Genomic DNA, 13,382 nt, shown 5'->3' with positions numbered 1-13,382 from the left:
GATCGCCCGGTCAGGATAGGTGGGGGCGTGGGTCGGCGGCCGCGTGGGGCGAGTGCGGTCGGGGCCGGGCGGCCCTTGTGGGACGGGGTGGGCGAGGGTGGGCGGCCCCGTGGGGTGGGTGCGGGCGGGGTGGGTGTCCGGGACACGCGGGTTGATGGGTTGTCAGAAGATGTGATGGTAGGTGGGTATTTTGGGCCTATGCGTGGATTGCGGAAGGGTGTGCTCGGGGTCGCTCTCACGGCCGCGGTGGTGATGGGTGCGGGGGCGAGTGCCGGAGCCGTGGGGCCGAAGGCCCGGCCCGAGGCGGATCTGTCCCATCACGGCCATGTCTCCCTCTGGGACGGGAGGCTCGGCGTCTGGCTGGTCAGTGAGAACCACGGGCCCTCCGACCTCGCCCAGGCGACGGTCAGGCTCGCCTTCTCCGCGCAGATGGCGGGCGGCCAGGAGCTGCCTCCGGCCTGTCTGTGGAGCAGCGACCGGGTGGTGTCCTGCCGGACCGGCGAGCTGCGGGCCGTGGGGGGCGTCGGCGAGCTGGCGCTGGACCTGCGGACCGCGGGGATGCCGGACGAGCTCACGGTGGAGATCACCACGGCCTGGCGGGACGGGGTGGCCGACCGGAACCCGAGGAACGACCGGCACCGGGTCCTGGTGCTCGCCACCGGCGACCCGTACGTCTTCTGACGCTTTCCGGGCCTGACGTCTTCCGGGGCCGACGGCTTCCGGCACCGGCGTCCTCGGGGTCTGACGCTTTCCGGTTCCGGCGTCTTCCGGTTCCGGTGCCTTCCGGGCCTGAGGCCTTCGGGGGCCGACACCTTCGGGGTCTGGCGTCTTCGGGGGGTCTGACCCCTTCCGGTTCCGGTGTCTTCCGGGGCCGTGTCGGCCGGTCGGGGGGTCACCGGTCGGCCGAGAAGACGTAGCCGTCGGGGCGGACGAGGACGGTGGCGCGCTTGGCCGGGTCCGTCCAGGTGGCCCGGGTGAGGTGCTTCGCGGCGACGGGAGCGGTCGGCGGGAGGGTCGGGGACGTGCCTTCCGGGGCGATCAGGACGAACCCGCCCCCGCGGAGCAGTTCGTAGAGCCGGCCTTCGCGGAGGCGCACGTCGGGTGCGCGGCGTCCCGAGGGGCGGCCGGTGCCGGGCATCGGCGCGTACGCGATGCCGATTCCGCTGATCATGCCCATGGCCCGGTTCGCGGCCGGCCGGATCGCGCCCAGGAGGCCGGCGGCGAGCGAGCGGGCGGCGCGGGTGAGCGGGGTGTGGGCCATCGCGAGGCGCACGATGGCGCCGCTGCTGCGGAGCACCGTGGCGCCGACCGGGTGCCGCTCGGACTGGTAGCTGTCGAGGAGGGCCTCGGCGTCGGGTGCCTCGCCGCGGAGGGCCGCGACCAGTTTCCAGGAGAGGTTGGCGGCGTCCTGGAGGCCGGTGTTCATGCCCTGGCCGCCGGCGGGGGAGTGGACGTGGGCGGCGTCCCCGGCGAGGAAGACCCGTCCGACGCGGTAGGCGGGGGCCTGGCGCTCGTCGCTGTGGAAGCGGGAGATCCAGCGGGCGTCGTGCATGCCGAAGTCGGTGCCGAAGGCGAGCCGGGTGATCCCGCGGATCTCTTCGAGGTCGACGGGCTCGCTGTCGGGGACCTGGCGGGTGCGGTCCCAGCCCATCACGCGGTACCAGCCGTCGCCGAAGGGGGCGAGGAAGCCGAAGGTCTTCCCGGAGCCGCTGACGGTGAACGCCTCGGTCGGCTCCTCCGTGAGCCGGACGTCGGCGAGGACGATGGAGCGGATCACGGAACGGCCGGGGAAGGGGAGGCCGAGGGCGGAGCGGACGGCGCTGCGGACGCCGTCGGTGCCGACCAGGTGGCGGGCGCGGAGGGTGAGGGGGCCGTCGGGGCCGACGAGGTCGGCGGTGACCGCGTCGGCGTCCTGGCGCAGTCCGCGGAGCTCGGTCTCGTACCGGAAGGTGACGCCGGCTGCCACCGCCCGGCGCTCCAGGAGGCGCTCGACCTCGTACTGCGGGGTGACGAGCAGGTGGTTGAAGCGGGTGGCGAGGCGGGTCAGGTCGAGGTCGAGGCGGCCGAAGAGCCGGGCGTGGGCGAGGGTCGTGCCGGTGGCGAGGAGCTCGTCCGCGAGGCCGCGGGCGTCGAGCTGCTCCAGGGTGCGGGCGTGGACGCCGAAGGCCCGGGTGAGGTTGCCGAGGCCGTGCGGGCGGCGCTCGACGAGGGTGACGTCGATGCCGGCGGCGGCCAGGTCGCCGGCGAGGAGCAGGCCGGTGGGGCCGGCGCCGACGACGACTACGTCCGTGTCCGTGGTGGTGCTCATGGCTGCCTCCAAGGGGTCCACGACTGTTGGCCAACGGCTGTTTGCCAACGCTCGTTGACTAAGGTAGGACCACCCTGATGGCATGTCAACACCCGTTGGCCTACAGTTGTTGGTATGACGACCGTCCGCCGCTCCGACGCCACCCGGGCCGCCATCCTGGAGGCCGCACGCGAGCGCTTCGCCTCCGACGGGTACGAGCGCGCCACCATCAGGGCCATCGCCCGTGACGCCGAGATCGACCCGTCGATGGTGATGCGCTACTACGGCAACAAGGAGGGGCTGTTCGCGGCCGCCTCCGAGATCGAGCTCGACCTTCCCGAGCTGGGTCACCTGCCGGCGCGGCACGTCGGGGCCGTCCTCGTCACCCACTTCCTGGAGCGCTGGGAACGGGACGACGTCCTGACCGGGATGCTGCGGGTGGGGGTCACCAACGAGGCCGGGGCCGCGCGCATGCAGGCGGTCTTCGCCCGGCAGCTCGGGCCCGTCGCCGCCGGCGTCTGCCCCGACCCGGGCGAGGCCCCGCGCCGGGCGGCGCTGGCCGCCTCGCAGATCCTCGGCATGGCGCTCGCCCGCTACGTGCTGAGGCTGCCGCCGGCCGTCGAGATGTCCACCGACGAGATCGTCGCCTGGCTGGGCCCGACCGTGCAGCGCTACCTCACGGCGGAGGCGCCCTGACCCGGCCGGCCCCGAGCCGTACGATCTCTGCATGACGCAGAAGAGTTCCGCCCGGCGCGAGGCCCTCATGGCCGAGCTGTTCGGGGAGGCGCGGCGCTACATGGCCGCCTACGCCCTGTTCAACCAGGCCGTCGCCGACCACCTGGGGCTCCACCCGACCGACGTGCAGTGCCTGAACCTGCTCAGCCTGGAGGAGGGCCCGGTGACCACCGGGCGGGTCGCCGAGCTGACCGGGCTCACCACGGGCTCGGCGACCCGGCTCGTCGACCGCCTCGAACGGTCCGGGTACGTGACGCGCGAGCGGGACACCGAGGACCGCCGGCGGGTCCTCGTGGCCCTCGAACCCGCGCGGATGGCGGAGCTCGGCGCCCTGTGGCGGAAGCTCAACGGGACCTGGGGCACGATGTTCGACGTCTACACCGATGCCGAAGTCGCCCTGCTCATCGCCCACATGCGGCGCACCGTCGAGGTCAGCGCCGCGCAGATCGAGCGGCTGCGCGGCGGCGAGCTCGACTGATCGGACCCCGACCCGATCCGATCCGATCCGAGTCGGCCGACGCGGGCCCGGCCTGAGCCGAGCCACCCCGACCCGATCCGATCCGAGTCGGCCGACGCGGGCCCGGCCTGAGCCGAGCCACCCCGGCCCGGCCCGTCTCGCGGTCGGTCAGGCGGTCGTCGCGCTGCCGAACTCCCGTACCGCGTCGGCGACGATCTCCTCCAGGCGGGCGTGGTGGGCGCCGCGCCAGTAGACCCGGCCGCAGGCCGCGCACTGGGCGAAGACGTCGTACGTCTTCTCCGTGCCCTGTTCGAGGCGCTCGCGGACGGTGTCCTTGTCGGCGTCGGTCAGCTCGCCGTTGCACGCGGTGCAGCGGGTCCAGGGCGCCAGGTGCGGGGCGAACCGCTCCAGGACGTCGCGGAGTTGGTCGTCCGGCCGGTCGCTGTAGACGTAGGCGCCCGCCCACAGTTCGCGGCGGCGCAGCAGGCCGCGGTCGCGCGAGAGCATGACGCGCCGCTCGCGCGCGGAGAGCGCGGCGAGGGCCGGGTCGCCGATGTCCTCGCTCTCGTACGCCGCGTCCACGCCGAGCAGTCGCAACCGCCGGGCCAGCGTGCCGAGGTGCACGTCGAGCAGGAACCGGAGCGGTGCGCCGGGCACCGGCTGCGGGCGGGCCACGCCCTCCACCTCGACCGTCTCGCCCGCCGCCGGGACGTGCGAGGTGTCGACGGGGCGGCCGTCGACCAGGAGCCGCCCGGCCTCGGTGAGCGGCACCCCCAGCGACTCCACGACGTGCCCCAGTGAGGAGCTGCCGTCGGTGGTCACCGGGGTGCGGCCCGAGCGCCGTTCCGAGGCGACGAAGACCTGTAGGCCTGGGGCGAAACTGATCTGGATCTCCGGTCCGTTCACGGGGACAGGATGTCACCAGGCCCAGCCGGACTGCCAGGGAATTCGCCCCGGGTGAGGGCTGCGGCGGGGGTGCCGGGGCGAGGGTCCGGCGAGCCTCGCGGGAGGTCGGGCGCGGGGCTTGGCGCGGCACTGGGTGAGGTGCCGAGGGCGGGCTCCGGTTGTGGTGCCGTCCTGGGGGCGCCGCGCGGTGGTTCGGGGCGGGCGGGGCGGGTCAGGGGTGGAAGGCCTCGGCGTGGTCGGCGACCCAGGTGGCGAAGGGGCGGGCCGGGTGGCCGGTGAGCTCCTCGACGGTGCGGGTCAGGGGGACGGGGCGGCCGTCGTGCGCGGCCCAGTAGGCGAGGAGGGCGTCGGCGAACGCGTCCGGTATGAAGCCGGCGACCGACCGCTTCCATTCCTCGGGGGGCACGGCGGTGTGGGGAGCGGGCCGTCCCGTCACCTCGGCGATGATCGCCAGCTGCTCGGTGGAGGTCAGCGACTCGGGGCCGGTCAGCAGGTACGAGGAGCCGCGCAGTCGGGGATCGGTGAGCACCGTGAAGGCGGCCTCGGCGACATCGCGCTCGTGGATCGGATCGCTGTGCGTCCCGGGGTGGGGGAGGGCCGGCGCCTTCCCCGCGCGGAGCGCGCCGGCCCACTGCAGGGCGTTGGTGGCGAAGGCGCCCGGCTGGAGGTGGGTGGCCTCGAAGGCCCCGGCGGCCGCGGCGGCGGAGAGGGCGCGCTCGGCCGCGAGGTGGGAGGCGGCGATGGGGTTCTCGGCGGCGTCCGGGGCGAGGACGGAGCTGGAGGAGAGCAGGACGACGTGCTCGACGCCGGCGGCGCGGGCCCGGTCGGCGAAGGCCTCGGCATGGGTGGCATCGGCGTACAGGAAGACGGAGTCGACCCCGGCCAGGGCGGCGTCGAAGGTGGCCGGCTCGGTGAGGTCGCAGCGCACGGTCTCGGCGCCGCCGGGTGGGGAGAGGGCCTCCGGGTGCGTGGAGGCGGCTTTCGCCTTGATGCCCGCGGCGTCGAGCAGGCCGAGCAGGGTGGTGGCGACGCGGCCGCGGCTGCCGGTGACGAGAACGGTCATGGGGGGTGTCCTTTCGGAGGGGCGGTGCGGCGCGCGTGTGCCACCGCTCGTTATTGCTGCGTCGCGAATAATCTGTGCTACGCAGATAAATATCCGTGAGGAGTCCTCACCCGTCAACCCCGAAAAAACCTGGGGTACCGTCCCGGCATGAAGATCACCGACCTCGAACCCGGCGACCCCCGGCTGGAGAGCGACCTCCTGCCGGTGCTCTCCGAACTCCGCCCGCACCTCACCCCGGAGCTCTTCCGCGAGGTGTACGAGGCCGGGCACCCCCAGGGCCTGCGGTTCAGCGCCGCCTACACGGACGAAGGCCGCTGCGTCGGCGCGGCCGGCTGGCGGATCGTCAACAACACCAGCTCACTGCGCAATCTCTACGTCGACGACCTGGTGACCGCAGCCGCCGACCGCTCGACCGGCGTCGGCCACGCGCTCGTCGCCCACCTGGAGACCCACGCCCGTGCGGCCGGCTGCCACGAGCTCAACCTGGACTCCGGCACCCACCGCACCGGCGCCCACCGCTTCTACCTGCGCGAGCGCTTCGACATCGTGGCCTTCCACTTCAGCCGGTCGCTCACCGCGCAGGACGACAACTCCTAGGGGCGCTGTCCCAGGTCGACCCGCCAGTCGTTGCAGCGCATCGGACGTCCCGGCGGGTACTCGAAGTCCCGCTCGCCGAGCAGCTCGAACCCCGCCTTGCGGCACACCGCGTTCGACGCGGCGTTGTCCGCCGACGGGAAGGCGTGCAGGTGGCGGTGGCGGCCCGCGGCCCGGGCCTCCTCCACCACCGCGCGCGTGGCGGCCGTCGCCAGGCCGCGGCCCTGGAAGCCCGGCAGCACCGACCACCCGGTCTCGTACACCGGCTCGCCGTCCCAGGTCTGCGCCCAGAAGCCGATGCTGCCCACCACGGCCTCCTCGGGCAGCAGCACGATACGGAACATCCGCCCCGCGCCCGTGTCGTCGGCGCTCAGGTCCACGTACCGGCGGTGGCGCCGGGTGAGCTGCTCCTCGGTCTCCGGGCCGCCGAGGTGGTGTGTCGACTCGGGGGAGTTCAGAGCGCGCAGGAGGTCCGCGTCCCCCTCGGACCAGGCCTCCAGGCGTACGCGTGAGGTGTTGTCGTCCATGCCCGGACGGTAGGTCAGGGCACTGACAGCCCGCGGGCGTACGCGGTCGGCGACACCCCGATCGTCGCCGTGAAGTCCCGTACGAGATGGGCCTGATCGCTGTAGCCCAGCTCGGCCGCGAGCCCGGCCCAGTCCGCGGACTCCGCCGACTCGGCCCGTTCCAGGGCCTCGTGGATGCGGTAGCGCAGGATCACCCACTTCGGACCGACGCCGACGCGGGAGGCGAACAGCCGCTGGAGCGAGCGCGCCGAGAGGCCGGACGCGGCCGCCAGCAGGGACACCTTGCGGACACCGCGGTCCGAGCGGATCAGGTCCACCAGCTCCATCGCCTGCGCGGCAGCCGGGTCGGGTGCCGGCTCCCGGGCCAGGAGGAAGGCGTCGAGCGCCGCCACGCGCGCGTGGTCGGCCTCGGGGGTGAGGACGGCGGCGAGCGGATCGGCGTCTCCGGCCCCGGCCGACTCGGCGGCGAGCGGACCGGAGCCCCCGGCCCCGGCCGACTCGGCGGCGAGCGGACCGGAGCCCCCGGCCCCGGCCCCGGTCGGTTCGGCGGTGCGTGGGTCCTCGTCGCCACACGGCCCGGCGGTGCGTGCGGACTCGTCGCCGAACACCTCCGCGAGGGGGACCCGGCGGCCCGTCCAGGCCGACACCGGCCACGCGGGCGCGAAGGGGCGGAAGCCGCCGGGCCGGAACTGCACGCCGCAGACCCGGCCCGTGCCGGTCAGCTTCTGCGTGAAGAGGCCGAGGCCGATCCCGGAGACCTCGGCCGACGACTCGGCCGCGTCCGGCGGGCCGTCCAGGGGGCCGTACCGCTGGAAGACGACGTTCACCGACGGGTGCGGGACGACGTGGGTCGCGTACGGCTCCGGCAGGTCCCAGTCGATGAGCCAGTAGTGCTCCAGGTAGGGCCGCAGGGCGGGCGCCGGGGTGTGGCGGCGGAAGCGGACGCGGGAGAGCAGTTCGGCGGGGTCGACGATGCCCCGGGTGTCCCGGCGGGGAGCGGAGGCGGACATGTCCCGCATGCTAGATCGGGGACGCGTCCGGGGCGTGGCGTGTTTCTTCAAGACCGGGGCGGGCATGCTCGCCTAGCGTCGATTCCATGACGAACCAGGACACGCCCCGCATCGCCGACCTGCTGAACACCGCCGCCGCGCAGGCCGCGCCCCTGGTCGAGGGCACGGACGACGCCTCGCTCGGCGCGCCCACGCCGTGCGCCGAGTACGACGTGCGCGATCTGCTCAACCACCTGTTCTCCGTCGTGGTGAACTTCCAGGCCCTCGCCGCGAAGCAGGCGCCCGACTTCTCCGTGACGCCCGACCGCGTCGCCGAGGCCGGGTGGCGGGCGAGCTTCGAGGCGGAGGCCGGGAAGCTGGTCGAGGCCTGGGCGGCGCCCGGCGCGGAGGAGGGCACGTCCGGGGCGATGGGGCTGCCCGCGCGGACCGTCGGTTCCATGGTGCTGCTCGACCTGACCGTGCACGCCTGGGACCTGGCGCGGGCCACCGGGCGGCCCTTCGAGCCGGACCCGGCCGTGGTGGCGGGGCTGGTGGACGAGGTGGAGCGGATGGCGCCGATGGGCCGGGAGATGAACGTCTTCGGGGAGGCCGTCGACCTGCCGGAGGGGGCCACCGCCTTCCAGCGGCTCCTCGCCACGACCGGCCGCGACCCGCACGCCTGGTAGGGCGGCGGCGGGGACCCTGGCAGGCCCTGGCAGGCCCCGGCAGGGCCTTGCGGGACTGCGGCAAGACCCCGGCAGCAGGTCAGGGCCCTGGACGGTGACGTCCGGGGCATGCGGCCGTCAGCGCAGGTCAGGACTCCGTGGCAGTCAGCGCAGGTCAGGGCCCCGTGGCGGTCAGCGCAGGCGGCCGGGGGCGCCCGGGGAGAGGCGGGAGACGACCTGGCCGAAGGCGTGCTCCTCGGCGGGGGTGAGGGCGACGGACTCCTGCGGGTGCCAGACGCGTTCGAGCGGGGTGCCCGCCCGGCCGCGGCGGTCGCGGTCGCGGGCCCGCAGGCCCAGCGTCAGCCAGACGACCGTCGAGACGGCGAGGACGCCGAAGAGCGTGAGGATCCGGGGGTCGGACAGCTGGCCGGGCAAGGACATGGCTCACTCCAGGACGTGAGGGCCGTCCGTGGGCCGCGCGCCCCGGCAGGCGGCGCGGGTGCACGGCGGCACCGGTGATTCCTTCTGCTTCCTCCCGACCTGTTCAGTTAACACCACCCTGGGGGACTTTCGGCAGGGGGCTTCGGGACCTAGGTCCCGGGCGGCCGGCGTGGCGCCCGTCGGCCGCAGGCCCTCTTGTGCGGGCCGGAGGACCGCTTCAAGGTGACGGGAGAGGGTGATTCCGGCCGGGGAGGGAGCTGCCGCATGTCCGGAGCACAGGCATGGGGATTCACGGACGACAGGGGTACGGAGCCGAGCGCGCCGACCGTGCCACGGCGGGTGGTCGCGTACGTCCGGGCCGGGGCGGCCCTGCGCGACCTGGGGGTGACACCGGTCGCCGTCTACGGTTCGGGGCACGACGGCGAGGTGCTCGATCCGGCGAAGGCGGGCGGCCTCGCGGAGGCCGGGGTCCCGTACGTCGGTCCGGGCCGGGCCCTGGACGAGGAGCGGCTGCGGGAGCTGCGGCCGGACGTGGTCGTGGACGTGACCTACGACGGGAAGAGCCCGTACGCGCTGGACGAGGGGCTCGCCGAGCGGCTCGGGGTGCCGCTCGTCGCGCTCTCCGTCGGCAACGAGCTGCCCCTCGCGGCGATCCTCGACCGGTTCGCCGCGCTGGCCGCGTCCCTGGGGGCGGCCCCGCCCGAGGAGTCCGGGCTGGGTGCCGCCGAGGCCGCCCTCCGGGATGCGGCCGGCCGGAGCGGGCTCGGGGTGCTCGCCCTCTCCGGCGCGGGCCCCGACCAGGTCCATCTGGCCCGGCCGCAGGCCTGGCCCGAGCTTGCGCGGCTCGCGGAGCTCGGGGTGCGGCTGCTCGACCCGGGCCCCGGGCCGGGGGCCAACTGGCTCACCGCCGACTGGGACCGCGCCGCCGAACTCCGTCCCGGCCTCGTCCTCTTCGACAGCCGGGAGCACGCCACCCCGCCGCACGGGGCTCCGGCCGCGGCCCGGCTCGCCCCCTGGAACCCGGAGACACCGCCCAGCGCGGCCGCGTACGCGCGCTTCTTCCACGACCTCGCGCGAGCGCTGACGGCCTGACGCGAGCGCTGACGACCTGACGCGAGCGCTCACGGCCTGAGCGGCCGCGCTCCGCCCGGGCGGCCGCCGAGCGGGCGGGCGGACGTCCGGGGCCTGCCGCCCGCAGGCCCGGAAGCCCGGTCCTCGCGCGGCCCCCGGAAGCCCGGCGCCCGCAGGCCCGGAAGCCCGGTCCTCGCGCGGCCTCCGGAAACCCGGCGCCCGCAGGCCCGGAAGCCCGGCGCTCGCAGGTCAGGCCGGGGTCGGGGTGAGGCGGGTGCGGAGGGAGTCGGCGAACTCCTCGGCGCGGGCGAGCTGGGCGCGCAGTTCGGCGACGCGCTCGGCGGCGGCCTGCTCGTAGCGGCGGACGCGGGTCGTGAGCGCGGCCCGTTCCGCCGGGTCGAGTTCCGCGGCCGTGCCGGCGCGGTCGGCGGCGAGCCGGTCGACGGCGGTGAGGAGTTCGCGGGTCTCGTCGAGGGTGAAGCCGAGGGGCTTCATGCGGCGGACGACCATGAGCCGGGAGACGTCCGCGTCCGTGTAGAGGGGGAAGCCGCCGGGGGAGGCGGCGGACGGTACGACGAGGCCGCAGTCCTCGTACTGCCGGATGGTGCGCAGGGACAGTTCGGTCCGTGCGGCGACCTCGGCGATCTGCATGGGTCCGCCGGTCGTGCGCACTCCTCGTGCTCCGCTCACGCGTGGTCCTTCCTCGTTCGGGGCTCCCCCCGGGGCGTACGGATCCCCCTAGGGCGCGGCTTCTGCGTATTACATACCATTCGTCCTAACTTCAGCACTTATGAGAGCTGGAAGTGCGGCGAAACGCCTGCTCGTGGGTCGGCCGTTGGACAGCGGGCGGCTGGGGGAGACCCTGCTGCCGAAGCGGGTCGCCCTGCCGATCTTCTGCAGCGACCCGCTCTCCTCGGTCGCGTACGCCACCGAGGAGATCCTGCTGATCCTCGCCCTCGGCGGCCTGGCCGTGCTCCATCTGGCCTGGTACGCGGCGGTCGGCATCGTGATCCTGCTGCTCGTCGTCGTCGCCTCCTACCGGCAGACCTGCTACGCCTATCCGGGCGGCGGCGGGGCCTATGTCGTCTCGGCCGAGAACCTCGGGCGGCGCGCGGCTCTCACGGCCGCCTCCGCGCTGCTCATCGACTACGTGATGACCGTCGCCGTCTCGGTCGTCTCCGGGGTCGCCGCGATCACCTCCGCCGCGCCCTCGCTCGACGGGCACGCCGTGGCCCTGTCGGTGTCGTTCGTCGTCCTGCTGGCCTGGACGAACCTGCGGGGGGTGCGCGAGTCGGGGCGCTGGTTCGCGGTCCCCACGTACGCCTTCATCGGCGTCATCTACCTGATGTTCGCCGTGGCGGCGGTGCGGATGGGGACGGGGACGACGATCCGCGCCGAGTCCGCCGACCTGCCCGTGAACGCGGTCTCCACCTACTCGGGGTTCGCGCTCGTCCTGCTCGCCCTGCGCGCCTTCGCCTCCGGCTGCACGGCGCTGACCGGTGTCGAGGCCGTCAGCAACGGCGTACCGGCGTTCGCGAAGCCCAAGAGCCGCAACGCGGCCATGACGCTCGCGATCATGGGCGGGCTGTCGGTGACCATGTTCTTCGGGATCACCGTGCTCGCCATGGTCTACGAGGTCCACGTCGCCGAGGACCCCACCGAGCTCGGTCTCGCCCCCGGCACCCCGATGTCCACCGCGCTCGCGCAGATCGGACGGGCCACCTTCGGCGACTGGCACGTGCTCTTCTACGTACTCCAGGCCGTCACCGCGGGCGTCCTGGTCCTGGCGGCCAACACCGCCTTCAACGGCTTCCCGATGCTCGCCTCCGTCCTCGGCCGCGACCGCTACGCGCCCCGCCAGCTCTTCCACCGGGGCGACCGGCTCGTCTACTCGAACGGCATCGTCCTCCTCGCGCTCGCCGCCATCGTCCTGATCGTGGCCTTCGACGCGCAGCTGACCCGCCTCATCCAGCTGTACATCATCGGCGTCTTCGTCTCCTTCACCCTTTCCCAGGCGGGGATGGTCAAGCACTGGCGGCGAGAGCTCGCCACGCCGGCCGGGGCGGCCGACCGGCACCGCATCCGGCGCCGCCTCGCGATCAACGCGTTCGGCGCCTGCCTGACGGCGGTCGTCCTCGTCATCGTCCTCGTGACGAAGTTCACCCACGGCGCCTGGATCGTCGTCGTCACGATGCCGGTGCTCTACGCCGGGATGAAGGGGGTGAAACGGCACTACGACGCGGTCGCCGCCGAGGTCGCCGTCGGCCCCGGGGCGCGGCCGCAGGCCCTCGCCGAGAACCACGTCCTCGTCCTGGTGGCCTCGGTCAACGCGCCCAGCCTCCGGGCGCTGTCGTACGCGAAGACGCTGCGCCCCGACTCCCTCACGGCCGTCACCGTCGCCGAGGACCCGGCGGACGCGGAGGTGCTCCGCGCGTCCTGGCAGGCCCACGGCATCGACGTACCGCTGCGGGTGCTCAGCTCCCCGTACCGCTCGGTCGTCCAGCCGGTCCTGCGGCACGTGCGCGAGGCGCCGGAGCGGAAGGAGGACGGGGTGGTCACGGTCGTCATCCCCGAGTACGTGGTGGGGCGCTGGTGGGAGCAGCCGCTGCACAACCAGAGCGCGCTGCGCCTCAAGACGCGGCTGCTGTTCATGAAGAACGTCGTCGTCATCGACGTGCCGTACCGGCTCGCCTCCGCCCGCGAGCTCGCCGCCGAGCTCGCCCGGCGCACGGGGACGACCGAAACCCGGGGGTGACGGCCTCGCGCCGGGAGGCCGGGGCCGGGGCCGGCGGGGACGCTGCGGGCCCAAGGCCGGACAGGACGCCGCGGGCCCGGGACCGGCCGGGACGCCCCGGGCTCGGGGGCCGACCGGGGCCGACCAGGAGGCCACGCCTCAGCGCCGGCCGGGACCGGACCGCCTCAGGGCCAGACGAGGCAGTACGGCTGGTGGCCCGCTTCGTGGAGGCGGACGGAGAAGTCCTGCCACTCGTGGAGGAGCTGGTAGACGTCGAAGGCGTCGCGGGGGCCGCCGCGGTCGGGGACGGTGGACCAGATGAAGGCGGCGGCGCCGACCGACTCCTCGCCTATCCCGCGCAGGGGGTCGACGACGGTCATGGGCAGCTTGACGACGGCGTAGTCGGGGTGGAGGACGACCAGCTCCAGCGGGGGCACCTTGTGCAGGGGCATGCCCTGGATGCCGGTGAGGACCATCGCCGCTATGGTCTCCGGCTTGATCTTGGTGAACATGCCGCCCATGCCGAGCTCGTCCCCGCCGAGTTCCTCCGGCCGCATCGAGATGGGGACGCGGGCGGCGGTGGCGCCGTCGGGCGCGCCGAAGTACTTGTACGTCACCCCCAAGCTCCGGCCTCCGGTCGTGGGGGGTGCGTCCGCAGCGGGATCCGGCTTCGGCCGGCCTCCCGATGCTGTCTGGTCCTCGGTCCGCCGGCGCCGGTGCCTCCCGCGCCGGGCAGACTCCGGACCCAGGTCGTCCGTCCCCTCGCCCGGTCCGCCACCGCGATGCATATCTCCACCCGACTGCTTTTTCTCGGCAACACGACCCCGCCGCGCAACCCGATCATCGTGTCAGTGACCTCCCCCGCGTTCGTACGGTGAAACACCTGTCCGCAAGAACGCCGTGGCCTCTGACA

Annotated in this window: 15 protein-coding genes; 7 read left to right on the top strand and 8 right to left on the bottom strand. The window is 74.2% G+C overall.

The window, feature by feature from the left end:
• Positions 1 to 198 precede the first annotated feature (198 nt).
• Positions 199 to 681 carry a hypothetical protein gene (locus tag ACIQFX_RS25015; RefSeq protein WP_402467306.1) on the top strand — a complete coding sequence of 161 codons (483 nt, stop codon included), beginning with the start codon at positions 199 to 201 and terminating at the stop codon, positions 679 to 681.
• 211 nt (positions 682 to 892) lie between these two features.
• Here the strand turns inward: ACIQFX_RS25015 and ACIQFX_RS25010 are convergent, their stop codons facing one another.
• The gene (locus tag ACIQFX_RS25010; protein WP_402467303.1) at positions 893 to 2,308 is read right to left on the bottom strand and encodes an FAD-dependent oxidoreductase; all 1,416 of its coding nucleotides are present in this window, start codon (positions 2,306 to 2,308) and stop codon (positions 893 to 895) included.
• Between the two features lie 114 nt (positions 2,309 to 2,422).
• Between ACIQFX_RS25010 and ACIQFX_RS25005 the strand changes: the two genes are divergently transcribed.
• Positions 2,423 to 2,983 carry a TetR family transcriptional regulator gene (locus ACIQFX_RS25005; RefSeq protein ID WP_402467300.1) on the top strand — a complete coding sequence of 187 codons (561 nt, stop codon included), beginning with the start codon at positions 2,423 to 2,425 and terminating at the stop codon, positions 2,981 to 2,983.
• 31 nt (positions 2,984 to 3,014) lie between these two features.
• Positions 3,015 to 3,500, top strand: a complete 486-nt coding sequence (locus ACIQFX_RS25000) for a MarR family winged helix-turn-helix transcriptional regulator (RefSeq protein WP_402467297.1) — start codon at positions 3,015 to 3,017, stop codon at positions 3,498 to 3,500.
• Positions 3,501 to 3,647: 147 nt separating this feature from the next.
• Here ACIQFX_RS25000 and ACIQFX_RS24995 read toward each other — a convergent pair whose 3' ends face one another.
• Together ACIQFX_RS24995 and ACIQFX_RS24990 are read right to left on the bottom strand one after the other, a co-directional pair.
• On the bottom strand, positions 3,648 to 4,385 hold the full coding sequence (locus ACIQFX_RS24995) for a Mut7-C RNAse domain-containing protein (RefSeq protein ID WP_402467294.1): 738 nt from the start codon (positions 4,383 to 4,385) through the stop codon (positions 3,648 to 3,650).
• Between the two features lie 211 nt (positions 4,386 to 4,596).
• Positions 4,597 to 5,448: an NAD(P)H-binding protein gene (locus tag ACIQFX_RS24990; RefSeq protein WP_402467291.1), complete on the bottom strand. Its 852-nt coding sequence runs from the start codon at positions 5,446 to 5,448 to the stop codon at positions 4,597 to 4,599.
• A gap of 147 nt (positions 5,449 to 5,595) precedes the next feature.
• Between ACIQFX_RS24990 and ACIQFX_RS24985 the strand changes: the two genes are divergently transcribed.
• The gene (locus ACIQFX_RS24985; protein ID WP_402467288.1) at positions 5,596 to 6,045 is read left to right on the top strand and encodes a GNAT family N-acetyltransferase; all 450 of its coding nucleotides are present in this window, start codon (positions 5,596 to 5,598) and stop codon (positions 6,043 to 6,045) included.
• On the opposite strand, the gene ACIQFX_RS24980 is transcribed toward ACIQFX_RS24985, so the two are convergent.
• Entirely contained in the window at positions 6,042 to 6,569 is a 528-nt protein-coding gene (locus ACIQFX_RS24980; RefSeq protein WP_402467285.1) for a GNAT family N-acetyltransferase, read from the bottom strand. The two genes, ACIQFX_RS24985 and ACIQFX_RS24980, sit on opposite strands and share 4 nt — an antisense overlap.
• 14 nt (positions 6,570 to 6,583) lie before the next feature.
• On the bottom strand, positions 6,584 to 7,579 hold the full coding sequence (locus ACIQFX_RS24975; RefSeq protein ID WP_402467281.1) for a DUF6597 domain-containing transcriptional factor: 996 nt from the start codon (positions 7,577 to 7,579) through the stop codon (positions 6,584 to 6,586).
• A gap of 86 nt (positions 7,580 to 7,665) precedes the next feature.
• Between ACIQFX_RS24975 and ACIQFX_RS24970 the strand changes: the two genes are divergently transcribed.
• Entirely contained in the window at positions 7,666 to 8,244 is a 579-nt protein-coding gene (locus tag ACIQFX_RS24970; protein WP_402467278.1) for a TIGR03086 family metal-binding protein, read from the top strand.
• A 171-nt stretch (positions 8,245 to 8,415) separates the two neighbouring features.
• Here the strand turns inward: ACIQFX_RS24970 and ACIQFX_RS24965 are convergent, their stop codons facing one another.
• The gene (locus ACIQFX_RS24965; RefSeq protein ID WP_402467275.1) at positions 8,416 to 8,664 is read right to left on the bottom strand and encodes a hypothetical protein; all 249 of its coding nucleotides are present in this window, start codon (positions 8,662 to 8,664) and stop codon (positions 8,416 to 8,418) included.
• 264 nt (positions 8,665 to 8,928) lie between these two features.
• Here ACIQFX_RS24965 and ACIQFX_RS24960 point away from each other — a divergent pair, with 264 nt between their 5' ends.
• Complete coding sequence (locus tag ACIQFX_RS24960) at positions 8,929 to 9,756, top strand: ABC transporter substrate-binding protein (RefSeq protein WP_402467272.1); 828 nt, start codon at positions 8,929 to 8,931, stop codon at positions 9,754 to 9,756.
• Between the two features lie 228 nt (positions 9,757 to 9,984).
• Here the strand turns inward: ACIQFX_RS24960 and ACIQFX_RS24955 are convergent, their stop codons facing one another.
• Entirely contained in the window at positions 9,985 to 10,386 is a 402-nt protein-coding gene (locus tag ACIQFX_RS24955; RefSeq protein ID WP_402467437.1) for a MerR family transcriptional regulator, read from the bottom strand.
• A 139-nt stretch (positions 10,387 to 10,525) separates the two neighbouring features.
• On the opposite strand from ACIQFX_RS24955, the gene ACIQFX_RS24950 reads away from it, so the two are divergent.
• Complete coding sequence (locus ACIQFX_RS24950; RefSeq protein ID WP_402467269.1) at positions 10,526 to 12,490, top strand: APC family permease; 1,965 nt, start codon at positions 10,526 to 10,528, stop codon at positions 12,488 to 12,490.
• 164 nt (positions 12,491 to 12,654) lie between these two features.
• Here ACIQFX_RS24950 and ACIQFX_RS24945 read toward each other — a convergent pair whose 3' ends face one another.
• Positions 12,655 to 13,257: a hypothetical protein gene (locus ACIQFX_RS24945; RefSeq protein ID WP_402467266.1), complete on the bottom strand. Its 603-nt coding sequence runs from the start codon at positions 13,255 to 13,257 to the stop codon at positions 12,655 to 12,657.
• Positions 13,258 to 13,382 lie beyond the last annotated feature (125 nt).

The sequence above is a fragment of the Streptomyces sp. NPDC093089 genome, from assembly GCF_044754405.1.
Taxonomy (GTDB): domain Bacteria; phylum Actinomycetota; class Actinomycetes; order Streptomycetales; family Streptomycetaceae; genus Streptomyces.
Note: the sequence above shows the minus strand (reverse complement) of the source record. Positions and strands in the feature narration are given on the sequence as shown.

Coding starts and splice junctions, on each gene's coding strand:
- ACIQFX_RS25015 (WP_402467306.1), top strand. CDS start 199: ATGCGTGGATTGCGGAAGGGTGTGCTCGGGGTCGCTCTCACGGCCGCG.
- ACIQFX_RS25010 (WP_402467303.1), bottom strand. CDS start 2,308: ATGAGCACCACCACGGACACGGACGTAGTCGTCGTCGGCGCCGGCCCC.
- ACIQFX_RS25005 (WP_402467300.1), top strand. CDS start 2,423: ATGACGACCGTCCGCCGCTCCGACGCCACCCGGGCCGCCATCCTGGAG.
- ACIQFX_RS25000 (WP_402467297.1), top strand. CDS start 3,015: ATGACGCAGAAGAGTTCCGCCCGGCGCGAGGCCCTCATGGCCGAGCTG.
- ACIQFX_RS24990 (WP_402467291.1), bottom strand. CDS start 5,448: ATGACCGTTCTCGTCACCGGCAGCCGCGGCCGCGTCGCCACCACCCTG.
- ACIQFX_RS24985 (WP_402467288.1), top strand. CDS start 5,596: ATGAAGATCACCGACCTCGAACCCGGCGACCCCCGGCTGGAGAGCGAC.
- ACIQFX_RS24980 (WP_402467285.1), bottom strand. CDS start 6,569: ATGGACGACAACACCTCACGCGTACGCCTGGAGGCCTGGTCCGAGGGG.
- ACIQFX_RS24975 (WP_402467281.1), bottom strand. CDS start 7,579: ATGTCCGCCTCCGCTCCCCGCCGGGACACCCGGGGCATCGTCGACCCC.
- ACIQFX_RS24970 (WP_402467278.1), top strand. CDS start 7,666: ATGACGAACCAGGACACGCCCCGCATCGCCGACCTGCTGAACACCGCC.
- ACIQFX_RS24965 (WP_402467275.1), bottom strand. CDS start 8,664: ATGTCCTTGCCCGGCCAGCTGTCCGACCCCCGGATCCTCACGCTCTTC.
- ACIQFX_RS24960 (WP_402467272.1), top strand. CDS start 8,929: ATGTCCGGAGCACAGGCATGGGGATTCACGGACGACAGGGGTACGGAG.
- ACIQFX_RS24955 (WP_402467437.1), bottom strand. CDS start 10,386: ATGCAGATCGCCGAGGTCGCCGCACGGACCGAACTGTCCCTGCGCACC.
- ACIQFX_RS24950 (WP_402467269.1), top strand. CDS start 10,526: ATGAGAGCTGGAAGTGCGGCGAAACGCCTGCTCGTGGGTCGGCCGTTG.
- ACIQFX_RS24945 (WP_402467266.1), bottom strand. CDS start 13,257: ATGCATCGCGGTGGCGGACCGGGCGAGGGGACGGACGACCTGGGTCCG.